This window comes from Microbacterium jejuense (assembly GCF_019511665.1).
In the GTDB taxonomy this organism is placed as follows: Bacteria; Actinomycetota; Actinomycetes; order Actinomycetales; family Microbacteriaceae; genus Microbacterium; species Microbacterium jejuense_A.
Genome location: NZ_JAEUAW010000008.1, coordinates 157,143 through 180,892 on the forward strand (window position 1 = coordinate 157,143; position 23,750 = coordinate 180,892).

Here is a 23,750-nt window from a genome sequence, read left to right on the forward strand (position 1 = left end):
GCTTCAGTGCACGCGGCCTGCCCGGCCGCTCAGCTCCGCGAAGGCCTCGCGCAGCTCGGCGGGCTCGACGTCGGCGAGGTCGGCCTCGTACGCGGCGAAGCGCGCCGCGAGGGCTCCCCACGACCACGACCCCAGGGTCACCCGCGTGCTGCCGGGGGCCAGCGCGTGCGCCGTCCCGTCGCCGACGAACGGCGCCACGGCGTCGAGCGACCGGCTCAGGGTCGCCGTGCCGTGGAACGGCCACGCGTCGACGCCGTCGTGGGAGCCCTTGAAGCGCGCCGCGACGAAGCGGCCGGGCGAGCCGCCGGGCACGGGACGCGGCGAGAACCGGCGACCGGTGTGGGTGCGAGGCGTGAGGCGGTCCACGCGGTAGGTGCGCCAGTCGCCCGCGTCGGATGAGTAGCCGAGCAGGTACCAGCGCCCGCCGTGCAGGACGAGGTGGTGGGGCTCGGTCCGGCGTGCGGGGCGATCCGCGGTCGTGCCGCCGGGAGACGCGTAGTCGAAGCGCAGCTCGGTGCTCGCGCGGATGGCCTCCGAGACCTGCAGCAGCACGGCGGGATCGGCGTCGGCGTCTCGCCGATCGCCGCCATGCGTTCCGGCGGGCGCGAGGCTCTCGACGCGGTGACGCAGGTGCGCCGGGAGGAGCTGCTGAACCGTGCTCAGGGCGCGAGCCGCGTCGTCCTCGATGCCTGCGCCGAGCGACCCCGCGGTGCGCAGCGCCAGGGTGATGGCGACGACCTGGTCGTCGTCGAACATGAGCGGAGGGAGCCGTGTGCCGACGCCGAGCCGGTAGCCGCCGTCCGGTCCCCGCGTGGCGTCGATGGCGTAGTCGAGTTCGCGGAGCCGATCGATGTCGCGCCGGACGGTGCGCTCGCTCACCTCGAGGCGCTCCGCGAGGACGCGCGCCGGCCAGTCGCGCCGCGTCTGCAGGAGCGAGAGGAGGGCGAGCATCCGCCGGGAGGTCGAAGGACCGGACGAGATCGGCATGTCGTCATCCTCTCAGGAGTAGCGGACGTTCCCTGGCCGGAACTGTCGGGACACTGGCATCCACACCGCACAACGGCCGACCGAGTCGGCGCGATCCACAGGAGGACTCATGTCTGCCACCCCCGTTCCCCACCTCAACTTCCACGGCGCCGCCCGCGCGGCCCTCGAGTTCTACGCGGCCGCGTTCGGCGGCCAGGCCGTCATCCGCACGTACGCCGAGTTCGGGATGCCGGACGACGTGCCGGGCGCGCACGACGTCGTCTACGGTCAGGTCTTCGGCGGCGACGGCTTCACGCTGATGGCCTACGACGTGCCCGGAGCGCCCGGCGCCGCCGCTCTGCCGGGATCGGCGCGCCGCGAGAACGGCACGACCGTCACCGACCAGTCGTTCTTCCTCGCGCTGAATGCCGCGTCGATGGACGAGGCGCAGGAGTACTGGGACGCGCTCGCCGACGGCGCGTCCGTCGTGGAGCCGCTTGCGGCGTCCGCGTGGTCGCCCGGCTTCGGAATGCTCACCGACCGTTTCGGCGTCACGTGGGCGATCAGCGTGGTCGCACCGCAGGGATGACGCGCCGCGGGGCGGTCCGGGCACGCCGGACCGCCCCGCGCACGGAGCTCGGCTCGGGCTACAGCCGCTCGATGATCGTCGCGTTCGCCATGCCGCCGCCCTCGCACATCGTCTGCAGGCCATAGCGGCCGCCGGTGGCCTCGAGGTGGGCGACCAGCGTGCCCAGCAGCCGCGTTCCCGACGCGCCGACGGCGTGCCCGAGAGCGATGGCGCCGCCCCACGGGTTCAGCTTGTCGGGGTCTGCGTCGAGCTCGCGCTGCCACGCGAGCGGCACCGACGCGAACGCCTCGTTGACCTCGTACGCGTCGAGGTCGTCGAGCGACAGGCCGCTGCGCTCCAGGATGCGCCGCGTGGCGGGGATCGGCCCGGTCAGCATCATCATCGGGTCGTCGCCCACGACGGCGAACGAGTGGAACCGCGCACGCGGCGTGAGCCCCAGTTCGGCCGCCTTCTCTTCGCTCATGATGAGGGCGGCGGATGCCGCATCCGTGAGCGGCGACGAATTGCCCGCGGTGATGCGCCAGTCGAGGTCGGGGAAGCGCTCGGCGAGCGCGTCCGTGCGGAAGGCCGGACCGAGACCCGCGAGAGCCTCCGCGGTCGTGCCGGGCCGGACCGTCTCGTCGAAGGCGACGGCTTCGCCGTCGCCGCCGAGGACCGGGATCACCTGGGTGTCGAAGCGGCCTCGGGTCCAGGCATCCGCCGCTCTTCGATGCGACTCGGCCGAGAAGGCGTCGAGCTCTTCGCGGCTGAACCCCCATCGCTGCGCGATGAGCTCGGCCGACACGCCCTGGTTGACGAGGCCGTCGGGGTAGCGCCGCGACACGCCCTGTGACACCGTGCCGCCGTGGGCCGACGAGCCGAGGGGGACGCGGCTCATCGACTCGACGCCGGCGGCGATGACGATGTCGTACGCGCCGGCGATGACGCCCTGCGCCGCGAAGTGCGCCGCCTGCTGGCTGGACCCGCACTGGCGGTCGATCGTCACGGCGGGCACCGACTCGGCGAACCCGGCGGCGAGCACCGCCTGGCGCGCGATGTTGAGGGACTGGTCGGCGACCTGGCTGACGCACCCCATCAGCACGTCGTCGATCCGGGTGGACTCCAGCCCGCTGCGTTCGAGCAGGGCCGTGAGCACGCCGGCGGCGAGATCCACGGGGTGCACGCCGCTCAGTGCTCCCCCGGGCTTGCCCCGCCCCGACGGGGTTCGGACGACGTCGACGATGACCGCGCTGCGCATGAGAATGCCTCCTGGTCCGAGCCTACGTCCGCACGATCGTACGGGCGTCGGGCGTCGCGTACGTGCTGCGCTGCTCGATGACGGCGAGCGTGCACCGCGAGATGCACACCAGGCGCGAGGCGTCGTCGACGATGCGGATCTCCCACACGTGGGCGCGGCGACCGATGTTCGCGGGGGTCACCGTCGCCGTCACCCAGCCCGACGAGATCGGGCGGATGTGGTTGGCGTTGATCTCCTGGCCGACGACGTGGAACCGCTCGCGGTCGACGGCCAGATAGCCCGCCCACGACGCGAGGGTCTCGGCGAGCGCCACGGAGGCGCCGCCGTGCAGCACGCCCGCCGGCTGCACGGTGCGCCGATCGACCGGCATCCGTCCCACCAGCGCGTCGTCGCGGATCTCGACGATCTCGATGCCGAGGTTCTCGATCAGCGTGCCGCCGGCCATCGCCGTGAGGTCGACGCCGGCGACATCGCCGAACCAGAGCGTCATCCGGCCGCTTCTTCTGGACGATCGGCGACGGCGAGCGCCGCGGTGTCGGCGACGTAGCCGTCGATGTGACGCTCGTCGGGGCCGTTGTACTCCGACAGGGGACGGATGAGCGCGTTCGAGGCGAGCTGCTCCATGATGTGCGCGGTCCAGCCGGTGACGCGCGCCGCCACGAACAGCGGCGTGAAGGTCAGCGTGTCGAACCCGATCAGGTTGTACGCGGGCCCCGACGGGTAGTCGAGGTTCGGGTAGATGCCCTTGCGCGCGACGAACTCGGACTCGAGGGCGTCGTAGAGCGCGGCGACCTCGGGACGGTCGTAGTGCTCGACGAGCGTGTCGAGCGCGGCCTTCATGGTGGGCACGCGCGAGTCGCCGCGCTTGTACACGCGGTGGCCGAAGCCCATGATCTTGCGCTTCTCGGCGAGGGCCTGGTCGAGCCATGCCGACACGTTCTCGGCCGAGCCGATCTCGTCGAAGATGTGCAGCACGGCCTCGTTGGCGCCGCCGTGCAGCGGCCCCTTGAGGGCGCCGACCGCGCCGACGACCGCCGAGTACAGGTCGCTGAGCGTGGAGGCGATGACGCGCGCGGTGAACGTCGAGGCGTTGAACGAATGCTCGGCGTACAGGATCATCGAGCGGTTGAAGGCGTCGACGACCACCTCGTCGGCCTCTTCGCCGAACGTCATCCACAGGAAGTTGGCCGCGTAGTCGAGGTCGTCACGGGGCGCGACGGGCTCGAGCCCCCGCCGGCGGCGCTGGCCGTAGGAGACGATCGCGGGCAGCACCGCGAACAGGCGGATGCTGCGCTCGAGGTTCTGCTCGGCGCTGCCGCTGGCGTCGAGCACCGATCCGGTGCCGGCGAGGTCGCGCGCGCCGATGAGGCTCACCGCGGTGCGCACCTCGTCCATCGGGTGGGCGTCCAGCGGCACGAGATCGATCGCGGTGCGGACGTCGTCGGGGATCGCGCGATGCGCCCGCTCGGTCAGCCGCAGCTGCGCGAGCTGCTCGTCGTCGGGCAGCTCGCCGTTCCACAGCAGGTAGGCGACCGCCTCGAACGGCTGCGTGGCCGCGAGCTCCTGCACCGGGTAGCCGCGGTACAGCAGCGAGTTCGTCTCGGGGTTGACCTTCGAGATCGCCGTGTAGTCCACGACGACGCCGGCGAGGCCCTTCTTGATGTCGGGTTCGGTCATGATTGCTCCTTTGCATGCTCCCGGTCGTTGAGCGAGGAGCGAAGCGACGAGACGAAAAGCGTTGCGACGTTTCGTCGCTTCGCTCGGCTCAACGACCGGGCACGGTGAAGTTGAAGACGCTGGTGTCGAAGTGGTTGTACTGCTCGTAGTCGATCAGGTCGTAGAGGTCGGCGCGATGCTGCATCTCGCCGAGCTTCGACGTGAGGTGGCCGTCCTCGACGAGCGTATCGAGAGCGCGGGATGCCGCACCCATCGCGATCCGCAGCAGCGAGACCGGCCAGATGACGATGTTGACGCCGACGTCGCGCAGCTGGTCGACGCTGAAGAGTTCGGACTTGCCGAACTCGGTCATATTGGCGAGGATCGGCACGTCCACGGCCTTGCGCACCGCCTCGAACTCGTCGAGCGTGCGCATGGCCTCGGGGAAGATCGCGTCGGCCCCCGCATCCACGAGCGCCTGCGCACGCCGGATGGCGGCATCCAATCCCTCCACGGCACGGATGTCGGTGCGGGCCATGATGAGGAAGTCCGGGTCGCGCCGCGCGTCGGCCGCGGCGCGGATGCGCTTGATCGCGGTGTCTTCGTCGACGACGGCCTTGCCGTCGAGGTGGCCGCAGCGCTTGGGGTTGATCTGGTCCTCGATGTGCGTGCCGGCGATCCCGGCGTCTTCGAGGGTCTGGATCGTGCGGGCGACGTTCATCGGCTCGCCGAAGCCGGTGTCGGCGTCGATGATCGCCGGCAGGTCGGTCATGCGCGCGATCTGCTGACCGCGCGCGGCGACCTCGGTGAGCGTGGTGAGCCCGATGTCGGGCAGCCCCAGGTCGGCCGACAGCACGGCGCCCGAGATGTAGACGCCCTCGAAGCCCTTGCGCTCGATGAGCCGGGCCGACAGCGGGTTGAACGCGCCCGGGAAGCGCAGCAGCTCGCCGCTCGCGAGACGCTCGCGGAACAGCCGCCGCTTCTCGTGCGCGGGCACGGTGGAGTACAGCATCAGAGGCTCCTCGTCGGCTCGGGGCGTTTCGTCTCGCTCGTTCCTCGCTCGCTCAACGACCGGCTGATCATCAGAACAGCCCCTTCGGCGCCGGTGCGCCGGCAAGCACGCCGAAGTCGGCGACGATCGTCAGTTGCTGCACCTCTTCGGCGCTGAGGTCGGGAAGGCGCTGCGCGAGGTCGAGGAATCGCTCGATCTCGTCGGCGGCGAGCACGGGCTCGGCGAGCAGCCGGAACTTGCGCACGTAGTCCTCGCGAGCGAACGGCCGCGCGCCGAGCGGGTGGGCGTCGGCCACCGCGATCTCGTCCTCGATCACGGTGCCGTCCTTCAGCGTGATCACCGCGCGGCCGCCGAACGCCTTCTCGTTCGGGTCGTCGGAGTGGTAGCGGCGCGTCCACTCCGGGTCCTCGGCGGTCGTGATCCTGTGCCACAGCTCGACCGTGTCGGGCCGGCCGGCGCGCGACGGCAGGTACGAGTCGACGTGGTGCCAGCCGCCGTCCTGCAGGGCGACGGCGAAGATGTACGGGATCGAGTGGTCGAGCGTCTCGCGCGAGGCGAGCGGGTCGTACTTCTGCGGATCGTTCGCGCCCGAGCCGATGACGTAGTGCGTGTGGTGCGACGTGTGCAGCACGATCGACTCGACGTCGGCGGGGTCGAAGGATGCCTCGTTGTGCAGCCTGCGGGCCAGGTCGATCCACGCCTGCGCCTGGTACTCGGCCGAGTGCTCCTTCGTGTACGAGTCGAGGATGCCGCGCTTGGGCTCGCCGGCGGCGGGCAGCGGCACCTCGTACGACGCATCGGGGCCGTCGAGCAGCCACGCGATGACGCCGTCCTCGCCTTCGTAGATCGGGGACGGAGACGTCTCGCCCCGCATCGCCCGGTCGACGGCCTCGACCGCCATCTTGCCGGCGAAGGCCGGGGCGTGCGCCTTCCACGTCGAGATCTCGCCCTTGCGGGACTGCCGCGTGGCCGTAGTGGTGTGCAGCGCCTGCCCGATGGCCTGGTAGATCGTCTCGACGTCGAGGCCGAGCAGCGTCCCGATGCCGGCGGCGGCCGACGGGCCGAGGTGGGCGACGTGGTCGATCTTGTGCTTGTGCAGGCTGATGGCCCGCACGAGGTCGATCTGGATCTCGTATCCGGTCGCGAGGCCGCGGACCAGGGCATGTCCGTCCGCGCCCACATGCTGGGCGACCGCGAGGATCGGCGGGATGTTGTCGCCCGGGTGCGAGTACTCGGCCGCCAGGAACGTGTCGTGGTAGTCCAGCTCGCGCACCGCGACGCCGTTCGCCCACGCCGCCCACTCGGGGCTCGTCCTGCGGTCCAGCGCGCAGCCGAACACGGTCGCGCCCGTGCCGCCCACCGACACGGCGTGGTCGAGCGCCTGCTGACGCGCGGCGCTGACGGGTGCGCGGGTGAGGGATGCCGCGGCCACCGCCGCGTTGTCGATGACGCGGTTGATGATCATGTCGACGACGTCGGCGTCGACCTCGACGGGATCGGCGGCGATCTCGGCGAGGTGCCAGGCGAGCTGCCCCTCGCGGGCCAGGTTCTCGTCGCTGCGGTGCACGCGGAGATGGTGGGTGACGGTCATGACGCGCCTTTCCGGTCGAGTTCGAGGGCGCCGAGGATGCTCTCGAGCGCGTTGTGCAGATGGACGTGGGTGGCGTGGGCGGCCAGGTCGGCGTCGCGCGCCGCGATGGCCGCCGCGATGAGACGGTGTTCCGAGACGGATGCCGCCAGCCGGGCCGGATTGTCGCGCGCGAGCCTGCGCACCCGGACGAGGTGCGTGCGCACCGTGCGCAGCGCGGCGGTGAGGTAGTCGTTGGCGACCGCCGCGTCGAGCATCGCGTCGAAGCGCGCGATGAGCCCGTAGTACCCGTCGGCGCCGTGGGCGGTGCCGAGATCGACGCGCGCGAAGTCGTGGGCCAGGGCGGCGAAGGCCGCGGCATCCCCCCGCTCAGCGGCGAGACGGGCGGCCGATTCCTCGAGCGCCCGGCGCACCTCGAAGATCTCGCGGATGTCACCGGCGTCGATCGCGGTGACCACGGTGACACGCGGCGACTGCTGCGCGACGAGCCCATCGGCGGCGAGACGCCCCAGCGCCTCGCGCAGCGGCGTGCGCGAGACTCCGAGGCGCGCCGCCTGATCGACCTCGCCGAGGACGGTGCCGGGGCCCAGCACGCCGGACTGGATCTCGTCGAGGAGGGTCGCGTAGGCGCGGTCGCTGGCGCGCATGCGCATCACCTCCTCGTCCGACATCCTGACCAGTGTATACATAAACCAGCTGAGGGAGCCAGAGAGTCACCGTTCGACCACTCACCGTATACAACGCAAGCGCGCGCGTGAGGATAGCGTGAGGAATATTCACAAATTTGTGAAACCGGCGTAGCGTCGCGACCATGTCCACAGTCATCCGCACCAGCGGCCTCACCAAGCACTACGGCCGCGTCCACGCCCTCGACGGTCTCGATCTGAGCGTCGACCAGGGCCAGATCCACGGGTTCCTCGGGCCCAACGGCGCCGGCAAGTCCACCACCATCCGCATCCTGCTCGGGCTCGCCCGCGCAACCGGCGGTGAGGCATCGGTGTTCGGCCAGGATCCGTGGAACGACAGCGTGGCGCTGCACCGCCGCATCGCCTACGTCCCGGGCGACGTCAGCGTGTGGCCCAACCTCTCGGGCGGCGAGGCCATCGACTTCCTCTCGCGCCTGCGCGGAACCGGCAGGCGCGACGCCGCGTACCGCGCCGAGCGTCAGCGGCTCATGGAGGCGTTCCAGTTCGACCCGCGCAAGAAGGGACGCTCGTACTCGAAGGGCAACCGGCAGAAGGTCGCACTCATCGCCGCGTTCGCCGTGCCCGCCGACCTGTACATCCTCGACGAGCCGACGAGCGGCCTCGACCCGCTCATGGAGGTGATGTTCCGTCGCGAGATCGCGAGGGTGAGGGATGCCGGTGCCACGGTGCTGCTCTCCAGCCACATCCTCTCCGAGGTCGAGCAGCTGTGCGACCGGGTGTCGATCATCCGCGCCGGCCGCATCGTCGAGTCCGGCACGCTCGCCGAGCTGCGCCACCTCACGCGCACCGAGATCTCGTTCGAGGGGACGGACGCCGCGGCGGCCGCCGGCATCGCCGGCGCCCACGACGTCGTGGCCGAGGAGGGACGCGTGAAGTTCACGGTCGACAGCGACGCCGTGGCATCCACTCTCCCCGCCCTCGCCCAGCGCAACGCGGCGGGGCTGCGGATCGCGCCGCCCTCGCTCGAAGAGCTGTTCCTCCGTCACTACGGCGACGAGCTCGCCTCCGACGAGGCCGCGCAGGACGCCGCGCACGAGACCGCGGGGGCGTCGCGATGACCGTTCCCGCGCTGCTGCGCCAGCGGCTGCGCCGCGACTGGCTGCAGCTGACGCTGTGGATCCTGGGCACGGCGGCCCTCGCCGCGTCGGCGGTCAGCGGCGTCGAGCAGTCCTACGGCACACTGCAGGACCGGCAGGAGGTGCTCGTCGCGGTGATGGCGAACCCCGTCATCATGCTGTTCCGCGGCCTCCCGTCGGGCGCTGAGCGCGAAGCGTTCACGCTGTTCCTGATCCTGCCGTTCCTCGCGATGATGGCCGCGTTCATGTCGTCGTTCCTCGCGGTGCGGCACACGCGCGCCGAGGAGGAGCTCGGACGCGCCGAGCTCATCGCCGCGACGCCGGCCGCCCGCACGGCGCCGACGATCGCGACGATCCTTCACGGCGTGCTGGCCGACGTCGTCCTGGCGGTGCTGGTGATCGCGGTCTATGCCGGCTCCGGCTTCGACCCCGCCGGCTCCGTCGTCGCGGGGGTGGCGGCGGGTTCCGTCGGCATCGTGTTCCTCGGGGTCGCCCTCGTCGCCGCACAGCTCATGCGCACCTCGCGGGGCGCGAACTCGCTGTCGGTGTGGGTGCTGATCATCACGTTCCTGCTGTCGGGCATCGGCAACGCGCTCGGCACGCCGTCGGACGACCTGCAGCGCATCGAGAGCTCGTGGCTCACGTGGCTGTCGCCCTTCGGCTGGGCCGAGAACTCCCGTCCGTTCGCGGACGACGCATGGTGGCCGGTGCTGCTGTGCCTGGGCACCGGCGTGGTGCTCACGGCGCTCGCCCTGGTGCTGCAGCCGCTGCGCGACGTCGGCGAGAGCTTCATCGCGCAGCGTCCGGGACGCCTGTTCGCCCACGCGTCACTGTCGGCGCCGATCGGGCTCGTATGGCGCCTCAGCCGCGGCTCGCTCCTCGGCTGGTGCGTCGGCGGCCTGCTCACGGGCCTGCTCTCGACGAGCCTCGCCTCCGTGATCACCGACCTCGGCACCGACATCCCGGCGCTGCAGAACGTGCTGTCGGCGCTCTCCGACAACGGCAGCCTGGCGGCGGGCATGGTCGTCATCTTCTTCTTGATCGTGGGGGTGCTGGCCGCGTGCGCCGCCGTGCAGACGGTCTCGCGAGCCCGCCAGGAAGAGACCCACGGCACCGCCGAGCTCGTCCTCGCCGAGCCCGTCGGACGCGTGCGGTGGCTGGGCGGCTACCTCGTCATCGCGTTCGCGGGAGTCCTCGGGGTGTGCGCATCCGGCCTGCTCGGCGCGTGGCTCGGCTCCCTCCGGAACGGCGATTCCGAGCTCGTGCGCGATGCGGTCCTGGCCGGCTTCGGGCAGGCGATCGCGGCATCCGTCTTCCTCGCGATCACCGCGTTCGTGTTCGTCGTCGCGCCGCGGGCGACGATCGCGCTGGCGTGGATCCTCGTGCTGGGCGGACTGACACTCGGCCTGTTCGGCGCGCTGTTCGGACTGCCGGATGCCGTCGTCAACCTCTCGCCGTTCACGTCGGCTCCGACGGTCGACGCCGGGGACCTCGACATGAAGGGCGGCTGGTGGCTGCTCGGGGCCGCGGTCGTGCTCACGGGCGGGGCGCTCGTGCTCATGCGGCGACGGCAGCTGGCCACGAACGGATAGCCTCGACGGAGGGGGTGCGGATGTCAGCGGAGCACGCGGGAGTCGAGGCGGCGGAGCAGTCCGCCGCGATGCTCGCTGCCGTGGGCATGCCCCGTATGCCGGCGCGCGTCATGATGGCGCTCGCCGGCGCCCCCGACGACGGCTACACCGCCGCCGACCTCGCCGAGCGACTCGGCGTGTCGGCGGCGGCCGTGTCGGGTGCCGTGCGCTACCTCGTGTCGCTGCGCCTGATCCACCGTCGATCGCGGCCCGGCGACCGCCGCGACCGGTACGACCTCACCGAGGACGCCTGGACCGGCATGATCGCCGCCAATGCGCCGCTGTACGCCAACCTCGCCGCCTATCTCGACCGGATCGCCGACGAGAATCCGGCGCCCGCCTCCGCCGCGAGGGCGCATGACATCGCCGACTTCCTGCGGTACCTCGCGGTGAGGATGCCGCAGCTCGCGGACGAGTGGCATGCCCAGCGCCACGGGTCCGAGGCCGAGCCGGCCTGAGCCGTCCGGCGACGACAGCGGCCGCCGGCATCCACCCGCCCTCCCCCGCTGCCGAAGACCGACGCTCCCGGTTCGTTCGCGCTGTCGAAACCGTCATTCGCTGTCGAACAAGTCAGGCGCGGTTGCCGATTCCGACAGCGCGGAGCATCCCGAGTCCCTGCAGCCGCCTTCTCGGGGGAACGCGCCGGGACGGTCGCCGCGGGCCGGTAGCCTTGCCCGAGTGACAGACGCGCCCCGCTACATCGTTGCCACCGACGGAGCCTGCAAGGGCAACCCCGGACCGACCGGCTGGGCGTGGGTCGGCGAGGACGGGCACTGGGCGGCCGGCGCGATCCCCGTGGGGACGAACAACATCGGCGAGCTGACCGGGCTGCTCAAGGCCATCGAGGACCACGCCGACGTCGCGAACCTCGTCGTGCAGGCCGACTCGAAGTACGCGATCGACACGTACACGAAGTGGATGGACGGTCACCGCCGCCGGGGCTGGAAGACCTCGACGGGCGCTCCGACCAAGAACGTCGACATCCTGGAGCAGCTGATCCGGGCGCGCGATGCCCGTCGGGCCGCCGGGCTCCCCGACGTCGTGCTCGAGCACGTGCGCGGCCACTCCGGCCACGTGCTCAACGCGTGGGCCGATGAGCGTGCGGTGCGGGCGTCCGAGCACGCGGCGAAGGGCGTCGCGAGCGCGTGGTCGTCGCTCGGCGCCCAGGACCGCATCGACGTGTCGGCGCGCCCGAAGAACGGGCGCTGACCGCCGATCAGCCCGCGTCGGTGCTGCCCTCGTACAGGCCGATGGCGTTGCCGTCGGGGTCTTCGATCACCGCCCACCAGCTGGTCGGCGAGATCTCGCTCTTCTCCATCAGCACCGTGCCGCCGGCGTCCTTCGCCTTCGCCACGGTCTCGTCGATGGAGTCGACCTCGACGTACGAGCGAGGCTGCGTGAAGCCGTCGTCGCGGGGAGCGAGTCCTCCGCCCGAGATCTTGTTGGGCGCCTGCCACATGGGATAGCCCTCGTAGCCGGGCACCTCGGCGATCTGCCAGCCGAAGAGGCCGGAGTAGAACGCGCCGGCCCTCTCGAAGTCGCTGACCGGGATGTCGATGTGGGTGATGTCGCCGTGAGCCATGGTGGATCCTCTCGTGCGTCTCCGACCCGGTCAGTCTCCGCCTCACCCGGGAGTCGCACAAGGGAGCCCGTCGCGACGGCGTCAGGCCTCCGCGACGCGGCGCAGATGGTCCTCCAGAGCATCGACGGCGGGGCGCTGACCCTTCACGAGGCGCTCTCGGGCAGCGTCCGGAGCCGTCCACTCGACGCGGTCCACCTCGGGGAACCGCACGGTGCGCCCGGACCGCGGCGGCCACTCGAGGTCGAACTCGCCGAACTCGAGGCCCTCGAGCGACAGATCCGTCCCGTCCGCGACGAACACCGTGACGCGCTTTCCCGACGAGTAGGCGAACGTGCCGAGCTCCGCGTACGGCGGCTCCGGCGGGTCGATGCCGAGCTCTTCGCGGAACTCGCGCCTCGCGGCATCCAGGGCGTCCTCTTCTCCCTCGAGGAACTCGCCCTTCGGGACCGACCATGCACCGGCATCCTTGCTCGCCCAGAACGGCCCACCCATATGCGCGATGAGCACCTCGAGGTCGGGAGAGAGCCGGTAGAGCAGGATGCCGGCGCTGGTCGTCACCATGGCGTCAGACCAGTCGCGCCTTCGGCGACACCGTGTAGGTGTCTTCGGCGTCGCTGTAGACGACGTCGCCGAGCGCCGTGTCGATCGCGGCGAGCGTGTCGGCGTCGAGCACGACGCCCGAGGCCTTGACCGTCTCGGCCAGCTGCTCGGGACGGGATGCCCCGACCAGCGCCGACGCCACGTTCTTGTTCTGCAGCACCCACGCGATCGCGAGCTGCGGCATCGACAGTCCCGCCTGCTCGGCGATGGGCTTCAGGCGCTGGACGGCCTCGAGCACCTCGTCGCGCAGGAACGACTTGATGAAGTTCGCACCGCTCTTCTCGTCGGTCGCGCGCGAGCCGTCGGGCAGGGGCTGGCCGGGCAGGTACTTGCCCGACAGCACGCCCTGCGCCATCGGGGACCACACGATCTGCGAGATGCCGAGCTCTTCGGACGCGGGCACGACCTTGCCCTCGATGACGCGCCACAGCGCGGAGTACTGCGGCTGGTTCGAGATGAGCTGCACGCCGTAGCTCTTGGCGAGCGCGTGACCTTCGCGCAGCTGCTCGGCCGTCCACTCCGAGACGCCGATGTACAGCGCCTTGCCCTGGCGGACGACGTCGGCGAACGCCTGGAAGGTCTCTTCCAGCGGCGTCTCGTAGTCGAAGCGGTGGGCCTGGTACAGGTCGACGTAGTCGGTGCCGAGGCGCTTGAGCGACCCGTTGATCGACTCGAAGATGTGCTTGCGGCTGAGGCCGGTGTCGTTCGGTCCCTTGGGGCCTGTCGGGAAGTACACCTTCGTGAAGATCTCGAGCGACTCGCGCCGCTGGCCTTCGAGGGCCTTGCCGAGCACGACCTCGGCCGCGGTGTTGGCGTAGGTGTCGGCCGTGTCGAACGTGGTGATGCCGGCGTCGAGTGCTGCGTGGACGGTCGCGATCGCTGCGGAGTCGTCGACCTGCGAGCCGTGCGTGACCCAGTTGCCGTACGTGATCTCGCTGACCTTGAGACCGCTGTTTCCGAGATATCGGTAGTTGACCATGAGAAAACGCTACCCGTCCCGGCGGACATGCCGGGACGGGTAGCGCGTTCGACGAGATGCCGATATGTCAGGCGACCGGTGCCGTCTCGCCTTCGGACGCGTCCTCGGCGGTTTCACCGGATTCGGCGTCGACGGTCAGCGCCCGCGCCTCCTCGTCCAGGTCGGTCGCGGCCTGCTGGAACTGCGAGTTGTAGAGGCGGTAGTACGCACCCTCGGCCGCGATGAGCTCGTCGTGCGTGCCCTGCTCGACGATGCCGCCGTTCTCCATCACGAGGATGAGGTCGGCGTCGCGGATGGTCGAGAGGCGGTGCGCGATGACGAACGACGTGCGTCCCTCGCGCAGCGCGGCCATCGCGTGCTGCAGCAGCAGCTCGGTGCGCGTGTCGACCGACGAGGTGGCCTCGTCGAGGATCAGCACCGAAGGCTGGGCCACGAACGCGCGCGCGATCGTGATGAGTTGCTTCTCGCCGGCCGAGATGTTCGACGCGTCCTCGTCGAGGAGCGTGTCGTATCCGTCGGGCAGCGAGTGGACGAACCGGTCGACGTACGTCGCCCGCGCGGCCGCGAGGATCTCGTCGTCGGTGGCGTCGGCGCGGCCGTAGCGGATGTTCTCGCGGATCGTGCCCGCGAACAGCCACGGGTCCTGCAGCACCATGCCGGTCTTGGCGCGGATGTCGCGGCGCGTGAGCGTCGCGATGTCCTGGCCGTTCAGCAGGATGCGCCCGCCGTCGAGCTCGTAGAACCGCATGATGAGGTTCACCAGGGTCGTCTTGCCGGCACCGGTCGGACCGACGATCGCGACCGTCTGGCCGGGTTCGACCCGGAACGACAGGTCGTGGATCAGCGGGCGATCGGGCGAGTACGAGAACGCCACGTCCTGGAACTCGATCGTGCCGTCGCCGTCCACGGGCGCCGGCGCGTCTGCGGCGTCCGGGTCCTGCTCGGACTCGTCGAGCAGCTCGAACACGCGCTCGGCCGACGCCGTGCCGGACTGCACGACCGCGGCCATGCCGCCCAGCTCCGACAGCGGCTGCGTGAACTGCTGCGAGTACTGGATGAACGCCTGCACGTCACCGAGACGCAGCTGGCCGCCGGCGACCATGAGCGCGCCGAACACGGCGATGCCGACGTACGTCAGGTTTCCGATGAACATCATCGCGGGCATCATGATGTTCGCGAGGAACTGCGCCTTGAACGAGGCCTGGTACAGCTCTTCGTTCTCGGCGCGGAACGCCTCGCGCGCCGCCTCCTCGCGCCCGAACACGCGCACGAGCGCGTGGCCCGAGAACGACTCCTCGACGCGGGCGTTGAGGCGTCCGACCTTGCGCCACTGGATGCCGAACGCCTTCTGCGAGCGCGGGCCGATGACGCCGAACAGCACGCCCATCAGCGGGAAGCTGACGAGCACGACGAGGGTCAGCTGCCACGAGATCGACAGCATCATGATGAGCACGCCGATGACGGTCAGCACGCTCGTGAGCGCCTGCGACAGCGACTGCTGCATCATCTGCGTGATGTTGTCGATGTCGTTCGTGACGCGCGAGATCAGCTCGCCGCGCTGCACGCGGTCGAAGTAGCGCAGCGGCAGGCGGTTGATCTTCGCCTCGACGTCTTCGCGCAGCTTCCACATGACGCGCATCATGATGACGTTGATGACGTAGCCCTGCAGCCACATCAGGATCGACGACGCGAAGTACAGCGCCAGGACGATCAGCAGCACGCGGCTGAGCGCCATGAAGTCCACGCCGGCGCCCGGCGTGAAGTTGTTCATGGCCGCGACGATGTTGGCGAGGTCCTGCTGGCCGGCCGCCTCCAGGCCGTCGACGACCTGCTGCTGCGTCGCGCCGGCGGGCGCCATCGACGACACCACGCCCTCGAACAGGATGTTGGTGGCCTCGCCCAGCACCTTGGGCGACAGCACGGCGAGCACGACGCCCGCCGCGCCGAGCAGCGACACGAACACGAACACGACGGCGTGCGGCTTGAGCAGTCCGATCAGCCGCCGGAACGACGGGCCGAAGTGCGCGGCCTTGCCCGGCGCGACACCGCCGCTCCAGTCGTCTGCGGCGATGCGGGCCTGTTCGCCGAGCTCGATCTCGGCCTGCTCCTCGGCGCTGAGCACCGGCTGCGGGCGCGGCGCGCGGCGGCCGCGACGCGGCGTCTGGGTGGGGGTCTCGTCGGCGCTCATCGGGCCGCCTCCGCTCCGAGCTGGGACTGGACGATCTCACGGTAGGTCTGGCTGGTCTCGAGCAGCTGCTCGTGCGTGCCGAGGCCCACGATGCCGCCGTCGTCGAGCACGACGATGCGATCGGCCTCGGTGATGGTCGAGACGCGCTGCGCGACGACGATCTTCGTGACGTCGGGCAGTTCGCGCCACAGCGCCTGGCGCAGCCTCGCGTCGGTCGTGAGGTCGAGGGCCGAGAAGGAGTCGTCGAACACGAGCACGCGAGGGGCGTGCACGATCGCGCGGGCGATCGCTAGCCGCTGCCGCTGCCCGCCCGACACGTTCGTGCCGCCCTGCGAGATCGGGGCGTCGAGGCCGCCGTCCATCTGGCTCACGAAGTCGCTGGCCTGCGCGATCTCCAGCGCGTGCCACAGCTCCGCATCCGTCGCGTCCTCGCGGCCGAACCGCAGGTTCGACGCGATGGTTCCCGAGAACAGGAAGGGCCGCTGCGGCACGATGCCGATGGTGCGCCACAGCGCGTCGAGGTCGGCCTGGCGCACGTCGACGCCGCCGACCGCGACGACGCCGTCCGTCACGTCGAACAGGCGCGGGATGAGCGACACGAGCGTCGTCTTGCCGGCTCCGGTCGAGCCGACGACGGCGACCGTTTCACCTGGCGCGGCCGTGAAGCTGATGCCCGACAGGATCGGGTGCTCGGCGCCCGGGTAGGTGAAGGTGACGTCCTCGAACTCCACGGAGCCGGGTGTCGGGAACTCCGTCACGCCGTCCGTCGGCGGCACGAGCGTCGAGCGCGTGCCGAGCACCTCGCTGATGCGCTCGGCCGACACCGCGGCGCGCGGGATCATGAGCGTCATGAAGCTCGCCATCATGACGCCCGACAGGATGATCATGACGTACTGCATGAAGGCGAACAGCGTGCCGATCTGCACCTCGCCGGCATCGACCTTGATACCGCCGAACCAGATCACGCCGATCACGGTGACGTTGAGGATCAGCATGACGGCGGGGAACAGCAGAACGAACAGCGACCCGACCTTGCGGCCGACGACCATGATCTCGGTGTTGGCGGCGCGAAAGCGCTCCTCCTCGATCGGCTCGCGGACGAACGCGCGGATCACCCGGATGCCCGTGAGCTGCTCGCGCATCACGCGGTTCACGCCGTCGAGCTTGTACTGCCAGCTGCGGAACAGCGGCACCATGCGCGCGATGATGAGGCCCGCGACGACGAGCAGCACCGGCACCGCGACGGCGATGATCCACGCCAGGCTCGCGCTCTGCTCGATCGCCAGGATGATGCCGCCGACGGCCAGCAGCGGCGCGGTGACGAGGAACGTCGCCGACATCATCGCCAGCATCTGCACCTGCTGCACGTCGTTGGTGTTGCGCGTGATGAGCGAGCCTGCGCCGAAGTCCGTGACCTCGCGCTCGGAATAGCCCGACACGCGCTCGAAGATGTCGTCGCGGATGTCGCGGCCCAGCTTCATCGCGGCGCGCGCGGCGAAGTAGGTGGCGATGATCGACGCCGTGATCTGGCCGAGCGACACGGTCAGCATGAACAGGCCGGTGCGCCAGATGTACTCGGTGTCGCCCTTGGTCAGGCCGTTGTCGATGATGTCGGCGTTGAGGCTCGGCAGGTAGAGCGAGGCGACCGCCGAGGCCGCCTGGAAGAGCAGCACGCCGAGCAGCAGCCACCCTGAGGGTTTGAGATATCGGACGAGGAGTTTTGCCAGCACGAGATTCCCCAAAGGCGCGTAAGGGCACGCGAACGAGCGCGCAGAAGGTGGTGTGGACCCACCCTGGCACGAGGCGCCGACATCGCGGCAGTCTCGTTCGCGGAGGGCGGACGATGGACGCGGGATGCCGATTCCCGGCGGCATCCGCCCGTCACTGTAACACGATATATCGTGTCGCGTGAAGCCTCTGCGGCGCACCGGGGAGCGAGTGGATGCCGGGCCGCCGGCATCCACTCGCCCGGGGTTCAGCGGGTCAGGCCTGGCCGCCCTGCGCGATGTCGGCCCGCTCGCGCCAGCTGCGCGCGGTCACGCGGTCGAGCGCGACCTGCTTGCGCAGCGCGTCGGCCTTCTCGTACAGCGTCGGGTCGCCATAGCTCGTGAGCACCTTCACGAGCACCGGCAGCAGCTCGATCATGAAGAACAGCGCAGCGATCAGCCAGTGCGCCCACATGAGCGTCGGCTCGCGCTGCGACAGGCGCTCCAGTCCGCTGATCTGGCTCAGCAGGCCGGTCGCGCCCGCGTTCGCGCCGGCGATCTCGGCCGCACGCGCGTTGTACGCGGCGAGCGCCGCCTGGTACTGGTCGCGGGCGGCGGGCAGCTCGTCCTTGGCCTGCTGCTTGTTGGTCGCCTCGGACGCGCTCGCGTCGGCGGTGCCGGCGGCCTGCGCGTCGGCGAGGTCGGCCTGCGCGTCGCGCAGCTTCGCGGCGAGGTCGTCGTACGACGCCTGCGCGGCGGCCAGCTGGTCCTTCGCGGCGGTGGAGCTCGCACCCTCGCCCGCGACGCCGGTGCAGCCGGCGACCTCCCCGGCGCCCTGCCCGGTGAGCTCGCACTGGTAGATGGCGCGCGCCTGGTCGATGACGGTCTGCTGCGCGGCGAGCTTGGCGGTCAGGTCGTCGACCGTCGCCTGCGCCGAAGCCGTGGCCCCGGAGGTGGTGTCGGCGCCGGCCACGACGCCGCTGGCCGCCTGGCTCTCGAGCGCCGCGACGCGCTCCTTCGCGGCATCCAGGGCCTGCTTCTCGGGGCCGGAGGTCACGGCCTCCTGGTCGGACTGCGCCTGCACGAGGTTCGTGGCGTTCACCTCGCGGGCGATGTCGTTGTGGAACACCTGCAGCACGAGCGGCTCGGCCACCACGATGCCGATGATGGCGGCCATGATGACACGCGGGATCGCCAGCCCGATGAGGCGCCACACGTTGCGCGTCGAGCGCATCGTCGAGGTGAGGAAGCGGTCGAGGTTGAAGATGATGAGCGCCCACACGATCGCGAGCGGGATCGCGAACCACACCGCGACCCGCACACCGGTCATGAGGGCGAACATCATCGAGATCGCCGACACCAGGGCCGTGCCGGCGAGCACGAAGAACATCTGCACGAACCGCGGGGTCTCGCTCGGCACCTCGTCGAGCACGACGCCCTCGGCGCCGCCGAGGATCGCCAGGCGCCGCCAGCCCGATCCCGGCACGCGCTGCCGCCTGGTGCGCGGCTGCTTCGCGCGCGTGGCGGGCTCCGACGGCTCCGACAGCTCGTCGTCCGCGATCGGGAGAGTGGATGCCGCTCCGTCAGGCTCCTCGGCGACGGCGCCCCATTCCGCCGTGACCTGCTCCGGAGCGACCGCGACGGGCTGCGTCGGGTTCATCGCGAGGGCGTCGTCGAGCAGGTCCTGCGTCACGGGGTAGGGGTCTTCGGGTCCGTCGGGCTCGGCGGGCGCGTCGGGAGCCTCGGCGGCCTCGTCCTGCGCGGCACGCGCCTGCGCCGCACGGACGTCGTCGACGTACAGCTCCCCGGGCTCGGAGCCTGCTGTCTCGAACTCGATGCGGCCGTCGGAGCCGAACCGGCCCGGCCGATGTGCGGAGTAAGACATCCGAACACCGTACGAGGGCCACCTGGACGACTGGTGGGTGAACACTGTGCCGACCGTGCGCCGCGCTCCGTCTCGCCAGCGCTCGCTCAGCGACCGGGGTTTCGCGAACCGGAGATCCGGACGCTGAGCGAGCGAGGAACGAGCGAGACGAAGCGCCGTGCACGGGATGCCGGGCGCCCGGCATCCCTCGGCTCAGACCTCGAGCGGGGTGACGGCGGCGACCGCCTCGTCCTCCTCGGTGGCGACGAGCTGGCCGCAGGCGCCGTCGATCTCTTTGCCGCGGGTGTCGCGGAGGGTCGTCGGGATCCCGGCGTCGTTGAGGCGCCGGACGAACTCGTTCTGGACGGCGACCTCGGACGCCGTCCAGATCGAGCCCGGCGTCGGGTTCAGCGGGATCGGGTTCACGTGCACCCAGCCCCGGCCGCGGTCGTTGAGCTTCTTCGCCAGCAGGTCGGCGCGCCACGCGTGGTCGTTCATGTCCTTGATGAGCGCGTACTCGATCGACACGCGGCGGCCGGTCTTGTCGAAGTAGGCGCGGGCGGCGTCGAGCGCCTCGTCGACCTTCCAGCGGGAGTTCACCGGGATGAGCTCGTCGCGCAGCGTGTCGTCGGGCGCGTGCAGCGACAGCGCGAAGGTGACCGGGATGTCTTCGTTCGCGAGCTTGGTGATGGCGGGCACGAGGCCGACGGTCGACACCGTGATGCCACGCGCGCTCATGCCCATCCCGTGCGTCTTGTCGGTCATGACGCGCACGGCCTGCATGACGCGGGCGTAGTTGGCCAGCGGCTCGCCCATGCCCATGAACACGATGTTCGACACGCGGTCCGCCGAGTGGTCGTCCTTCTTCTTGCCGCCGAGGCCGCCCTCGGCGATGAGGCGGTTGGCGCGCACGACCTGCTCGATGATCTCGGCGGCCGACATGTTGCGTGTGAGCCCGGCCTGTCCCGTCGCGCAGAACGGGCAGTTCATGCCGCAGCCCGCCTGCGACGACACGCACAGCGTGATGCGGCCGGGGTAGCGCATGAGCACGGACTCGACGAGGGCGCCGTCGTGCAGCTTCCACAGGAACTTGATCGTGTCGCCGCGGTCGGTCTCCAGGCGGCGCACCTCGGTGAGCAGCGGCGGCAGCATGCCGTGCACGAACTCCTCGCGCCCCTCGGCGGGGAGGTCGGTCATGTCGGCCGGATCGTGCGTCCAGTGCTGGAAGTAGTGCTTCTCGAGCTGCTTCGCACGGAAGCCCGGAAGCCCCAGCTCCTTGACCTTCTCGACCCGCTGCTCCGGTGTGAAGTCGGCGAGGTGCACCGGCGGCTTGCCCCGCTTGGGGCTCGCGAACTGCAGCAGCGGCCGGCCTTCGGCGTCCTTCTGCTGCGTCCAGCCCTCGGTCGCCGGCCGGACCTGGCGGGGCTTGGTCGTGCGCACGGGCGAGGACTCGGTCATGTCCTCAAGGGTACGCGGCGGTGCCTGGGCGAACGCGGCATGGACCGAGTGGATGCCGGAGGCCGCGGCATCCACTCTCCACAGCTCGTGGCGCCGCGGACCGCCGCGGCTACGCTCGACTCGTGGTTCCCGTCGACAACCTGATCGCGTTCACGCTCGCGGCACTCGTGCTCATCGTGATCCCCGGGCCGAGCGTGCTGTTCACGATCGGCCGTGCGCTCGCGCTCGGCCGCATCGGCGGGCTGCTGAGCGTGCTGGGCAACGCGCTGGGCCTGCTGCCGGTGATCGGCCTGGTGGCGCTCGGCGTGGGCGGCATCGTGGCGCAGTCGATCGTGCTGTTCACGATCCTCAAGGTGGCGGGCGCGCTGTACCTGATGTACCTCGGCGTGCAGGCGATCCGGCATCGCCACCGCACGGCTGCCGCCGCGAGCGCCGCCGCACTGCCCCGCTCCGCGTGGCGTCAGCTGGGCGAGGGCTTCGTCGTCGGCATCACCAACCCCAAGACGATCGCGTTCTTCGTCGCCGTCCTCCCCCAGTTCGTCGACCTGGACTCGGGGTCCGTACCGCTCCAGATGATCGAGCTCGGCCTCGTCTTCTTCGCCATCGCGCTGGTGTCGGACGGCGCGTGGGCGCTGGTCGCGGCGGCGGCCCGCTCGTGGTTCGGCCGCTCGCCGCAGCGCATCGCGCGGCTGTCGGCGACCGGCGGCGGCCTCATGATCGGGCTCGGCGGCATCCTGCTCTTCACCGGCAACAAGCACTGAAGGACGACCCATGGTCTCTCAGCCCGCGCGGCGGCGCATCGTGTTCATCGACGTCGACGGCACGCTCCTCGAGCACGGGACGAACATCGCCCCGGGCACACCGGACGCCATCCGGGCGGCCCGCGCCGCGGGGCACCTCGTGTATCTGGCGACCGGGCGCTCGGCGTCCGACATCCACCCGCGCGTCGCCGAGATCGGGTTCGACGGCGCCGTCACCAACTCCGGGGCGCTGGTCACGTCGGGCGGCGAGGTGGTCGTCGACCGGCCGATGTCGAGGGATGCCGCGGACCGGATGATCGCGGCGCTCAAGGCACGAGGCATCCGCTACTTCCTGCAGACGCGCGACGGCGTATACGCGTCGGACGACATGGCCGAGCTCATGCGCGAGTACGCGGCGGCCCTGAACGCGCGCGAGGCGGCCGGACAGGAGGTGCGGCCCGAGGACTCGCTCGTGGGGCTCGCCCACCGGACGTTCCCGAGCGTCGACGAGACCGACCTCGGCCGCATCGACAAGGCGGTGTTCGTGAGCGACCACCCCGAGGGCATGGACGAGCTGATCGCCGACCTGGGCGGGGACTTCCTCATCGTGCCCGGCAGCATGCCGCTCCCTGGCGGCTCCAACGGCGAGATCAACGAGGCCGGCACGACGAAGGGCTCGGCGATCGAGCTGCTGCTGGAGCAGCTCGGCATCGACGCGGCCGACGCGATCGCCATCGGCGACAGCTGGAACGACGTCGAGATGTTCCAGGTGTGCGGCGTCGCCGTGGCGATGGGGAACGCGCAGCCCGAGCTGAAGGACCTCGCGGATTTCGTCACGACCGACGTGCTGGACGACGGCGTCGCGAACGCGTTCCGGCGGCTCGGACTGATCTGACGGGCCGGCGCCCCGTTCCGGATCAGCCTCCGGCGTCGCGCGCCTCCGCACCGAGGTTCACGAGGTTCCCGCCAGGATCCCGCACCTGCGCGACGCGCTCGCCCCACGGCATGTCGGCCGGCGGCTGCTCGCCGCGGCCCCCGGCTGCCAGCCACGCCGCGTACGTGGCATCCACGTCGTCGACGTAGAACCACAGAGCGGCGCGGTCGCCCACCGACGGCGGCAGCGCGTCGGGGTCGCGGCCGATGCCGAGCGAGGCCTCGCCCAGCTGCAGCGAGACGTAGTCGTCGACGCCGTCGCTGCCGAAGCGGTAGGCCACGGTCGCCTCGAGCGCGCTCTCGTAGAAGCGCACGAGCCCCGGCAGATCGCGCGTGAGGAGGATGGGGAACAGGCTCCGCACCGCCATGCCCCCACCCTACGACGGCGGGATCAGTCGAGGAAGATGTCGGGGAACAGCTCCGAATCCGGCGTCCCGGGCACGGCCGCGTACCCCGAGAAGTCCGTCACACCGGCGGCCTCGAGCACGTCCTCGACGATGAGCGTCTGGCCGGTGTACTCGCGCGAGGGCTTCGTGAAGATCTCGTACGCGGCGTCGGCGTACACCTCCGGCGTGCGGCTGACCTTCATCATGCGGTCGCCGCCCAGCGCGAACTGCACGGCGGCGGTCGCGATCGTGGTGCGCGGCCACAGCGTGTTGGCGGCGATGCCGTCCTTCGCGAACTCGGCCGCGAGGCCCAGCGTCGCCATCGTCATGCCGTACTTCGCGAGCGTGTAGCCGGTGTGGCCGCCGAGCCACTTCGGCGACAGGTTCAGCGGCGGCGAGAGCGACAGGATGTGCGGGTTCGGGGCATCCTTGAGGATCGGCACCGCCGCGCGCGACAGCATGAAGGTGCCGCGCACGTTCACGTCCTGCATGAGGTCGTACTTCTTGGCCTCGAGGTCGAGCGAGCGCGACAGGTCGATGACCGACGCATTGTTGACGACGATGTCGATGCCGCCGAACTCGCCCTGCGTCTTCAGGACCGCCTCGGTGATGTCGTCGTCGTTGCGCACGTCGCCGACGATCGGGAGCGCCTGGCCGCCGGCATCCCGGATCTGCTCCGCTGCGGTGTGCACCGTACCCTCGAGCTTCGGATGCGGCGTGTCGGTCTTGGCCAGCAGCGCGATGTTGGCGCCGTCGCGCGCGGCACGCAGCGCGATCGCGAGGCCGATGCCGCGGCTGCCGCCCGACATCAGGATGGTCTTGCCGGCGAGGGGCTTGTCGGTCATCTCGGTC

General features: G+C 70.7%; 23 protein-coding genes. 7 read left to right on the top strand and 16 right to left on the bottom strand.

Annotated features, from left to right (window positions below):
* Positions 1-3 precede the first annotated feature (3 nt).
* A complete protein-coding gene (locus JNB62_RS12145; protein ID WP_220301147.1) occupies positions 4-987 on the bottom strand; it encodes a helix-turn-helix transcriptional regulator in 984 nt (327 codons plus the stop codon).
* 109 nt (positions 988-1,096) lie between these two features.
* Here JNB62_RS12145 and JNB62_RS12150 point away from each other — a divergent pair, with 109 nt between their 5' ends.
* The gene (locus tag JNB62_RS12150) at positions 1,097-1,555 is read left to right on the top strand and encodes a VOC family protein (RefSeq protein ID WP_220301148.1); all 459 of its coding nucleotides are present in this window, start codon (positions 1,097-1,099) and stop codon (positions 1,553-1,555) included.
* Between the two features lie 58 nt (positions 1,556-1,613).
* On the opposite strand, the gene JNB62_RS12155 is transcribed toward JNB62_RS12150, so the two are convergent.
* The 6 genes from JNB62_RS12155 to JNB62_RS12180 all read right to left on the bottom strand — a co-directional run bounded on the left by JNB62_RS12155 (position 1,614) and on the right by JNB62_RS12180 (position 7,695).
* Entirely contained in the window at positions 1,614-2,792 is a 1,179-nt protein-coding gene (locus JNB62_RS12155) for a thiolase family protein (RefSeq protein WP_220301149.1), read from the bottom strand.
* A gap of 22 nt (positions 2,793-2,814) precedes the next feature.
* On the bottom strand, positions 2,815-3,282 hold the full coding sequence (locus JNB62_RS12160; RefSeq protein ID WP_220301150.1) for a hotdog fold thioesterase: 468 nt from the start codon (positions 3,280-3,282) through the stop codon (positions 2,815-2,817).
* On the bottom strand, positions 3,279-4,469 hold the full coding sequence (locus JNB62_RS12165) for a bifunctional 2-methylcitrate synthase/citrate synthase (protein ID WP_220301151.1): 1,191 nt from the start codon (positions 4,467-4,469) through the stop codon (positions 3,279-3,281). The genes JNB62_RS12160 and JNB62_RS12165 overlap by 4 nt, the downstream gene beginning before the upstream one ends.
* Before the next feature lie 88 nt (positions 4,470-4,557).
* Positions 4,558-5,460, bottom strand: coding sequence for a methylisocitrate lyase (gene prpB / locus JNB62_RS12170; RefSeq protein WP_220301152.1), 903 nt, complete (start codon positions 5,458-5,460; stop codon positions 4,558-4,560).
* A 70-nt stretch (positions 5,461-5,530) separates the two neighbouring features.
* Positions 5,531-7,051: an MmgE/PrpD family protein gene (locus tag JNB62_RS12175; RefSeq protein ID WP_220301153.1), complete on the bottom strand. Its 1,521-nt coding sequence runs from the start codon at positions 7,049-7,051 to the stop codon at positions 5,531-5,533.
* Positions 7,048-7,695 carry a GntR family transcriptional regulator gene (locus JNB62_RS12180; protein WP_220301181.1) on the bottom strand — a complete coding sequence of 216 codons (648 nt, stop codon included), beginning with the start codon at positions 7,693-7,695 and terminating at the stop codon, positions 7,048-7,050. The genes JNB62_RS12175 and JNB62_RS12180 overlap by 4 nt, the downstream gene beginning before the upstream one ends.
* 164 nt (positions 7,696-7,859) lie before the next feature.
* Between JNB62_RS12180 and JNB62_RS12185 the strand changes: the two genes are divergently transcribed.
* From JNB62_RS12185 to JNB62_RS12200, 4 genes are all read left to right on the top strand, one after another.
* Positions 7,860-8,813: an ABC transporter ATP-binding protein gene (locus JNB62_RS12185; RefSeq protein WP_220301154.1), complete on the top strand. Its 954-nt coding sequence runs from the start codon at positions 7,860-7,862 to the stop codon at positions 8,811-8,813.
* Positions 8,810-10,423, top strand: coding sequence for an ABC transporter permease (locus tag JNB62_RS12190; protein WP_220301155.1), 1,614 nt, complete (start codon positions 8,810-8,812; stop codon positions 10,421-10,423). The genes JNB62_RS12185 and JNB62_RS12190 overlap by 4 nt, the downstream gene beginning before the upstream one ends.
* Positions 10,424-10,443: 20 nt before the next feature.
* Positions 10,444-10,920 (top strand): GbsR/MarR family transcriptional regulator, encoded by a 477-nt coding sequence (locus tag JNB62_RS12195; RefSeq protein WP_220301156.1) that lies wholly within the window; start codon positions 10,444-10,446, stop codon positions 10,918-10,920.
* 220 nt (positions 10,921-11,140) lie between these two features.
* Positions 11,141-11,671 (top strand): ribonuclease H family protein, encoded by a 531-nt coding sequence (locus JNB62_RS12200; protein WP_220301157.1) that lies wholly within the window; start codon positions 11,141-11,143, stop codon positions 11,669-11,671.
* Positions 11,672-11,678: 7 nt separating this feature from the next.
* On the opposite strand, the gene JNB62_RS12205 is transcribed toward JNB62_RS12200, so the two are convergent.
* The 7 genes from JNB62_RS12205 to rlmN all read right to left on the bottom strand — a co-directional run bounded on the left by JNB62_RS12205 (position 11,679) and on the right by rlmN (position 20,839).
* Positions 11,679-12,044 (bottom strand): VOC family protein, encoded by a 366-nt coding sequence (locus JNB62_RS12205; RefSeq protein ID WP_220301158.1) that lies wholly within the window; start codon positions 12,042-12,044, stop codon positions 11,679-11,681.
* A gap of 81 nt (positions 12,045-12,125) precedes the next feature.
* Positions 12,126-12,605, bottom strand: coding sequence for an NUDIX domain-containing protein (locus tag JNB62_RS12210; RefSeq protein WP_220301159.1), 480 nt, complete (start codon positions 12,603-12,605; stop codon positions 12,126-12,128).
* Between the two features lie 4 nt (positions 12,606-12,609).
* Positions 12,610-13,623 carry an aldo/keto reductase family protein gene (locus JNB62_RS12215; protein WP_220301160.1) on the bottom strand — a complete coding sequence of 338 codons (1,014 nt, stop codon included), beginning with the start codon at positions 13,621-13,623 and terminating at the stop codon, positions 12,610-12,612.
* Positions 13,624-13,690: 67 nt separating this feature from the next.
* Entirely contained in the window at positions 13,691-15,811 is a 2,121-nt protein-coding gene (locus JNB62_RS12220; protein ID WP_222856017.1) for an ABC transporter ATP-binding protein, read from the bottom strand.
* Positions 15,808-17,541 carry an ABC transporter ATP-binding protein gene (locus JNB62_RS12225; RefSeq protein WP_220301161.1) on the bottom strand — a complete coding sequence of 578 codons (1,734 nt, stop codon included), beginning with the start codon at positions 17,539-17,541 and terminating at the stop codon, positions 15,808-15,810. Before JNB62_RS12225 ends, JNB62_RS12220 begins: the two co-directional genes overlap by 4 nt.
* 253 nt (positions 17,542-17,794) lie before the next feature.
* Positions 17,795-19,402, bottom strand: coding sequence for a DUF4407 domain-containing protein (locus JNB62_RS12230; RefSeq protein ID WP_220301162.1), 1,608 nt, complete (start codon positions 19,400-19,402; stop codon positions 17,795-17,797).
* Between the two features lie 192 nt (positions 19,403-19,594).
* Positions 19,595-20,839 carry a 23S rRNA (adenine(2503)-C(2))-methyltransferase RlmN gene (gene rlmN, locus JNB62_RS12235; RefSeq protein WP_220301163.1) on the bottom strand — a complete coding sequence of 415 codons (1,245 nt, stop codon included), beginning with the start codon at positions 20,837-20,839 and terminating at the stop codon, positions 19,595-19,597.
* 122 nt (positions 20,840-20,961) lie between these two features.
* Between rlmN and JNB62_RS12240 the strand changes: the two genes are divergently transcribed.
* On the top strand, positions 20,962-21,600 hold the full coding sequence (locus JNB62_RS12240) for a LysE family translocator (protein WP_220301164.1): 639 nt from the start codon (positions 20,962-20,964) through the stop codon (positions 21,598-21,600).
* Positions 21,601-21,610: 10 nt separating this feature from the next.
* Positions 21,611-22,474, top strand: coding sequence for a Cof-type HAD-IIB family hydrolase (locus JNB62_RS12245; protein WP_220301165.1), 864 nt, complete (start codon positions 21,611-21,613; stop codon positions 22,472-22,474).
* A gap of 22 nt (positions 22,475-22,496) precedes the next feature.
* Here the strand turns inward: JNB62_RS12245 and JNB62_RS12250 are convergent, their stop codons facing one another.
* Together JNB62_RS12250 and JNB62_RS12255 are read right to left on the bottom strand one after the other, a co-directional pair.
* Entirely contained in the window at positions 22,497-22,880 is a 384-nt protein-coding gene (locus JNB62_RS12250; RefSeq protein ID WP_220301166.1) for a VOC family protein, read from the bottom strand.
* Between the two features lie 23 nt (positions 22,881-22,903).
* Positions 22,904-23,743, bottom strand: a complete 840-nt coding sequence (locus JNB62_RS12255) for an SDR family oxidoreductase (protein ID WP_220301167.1) — start codon at positions 23,741-23,743, stop codon at positions 22,904-22,906.
* Positions 23,744-23,750: the final 7 nt, after the last annotated feature.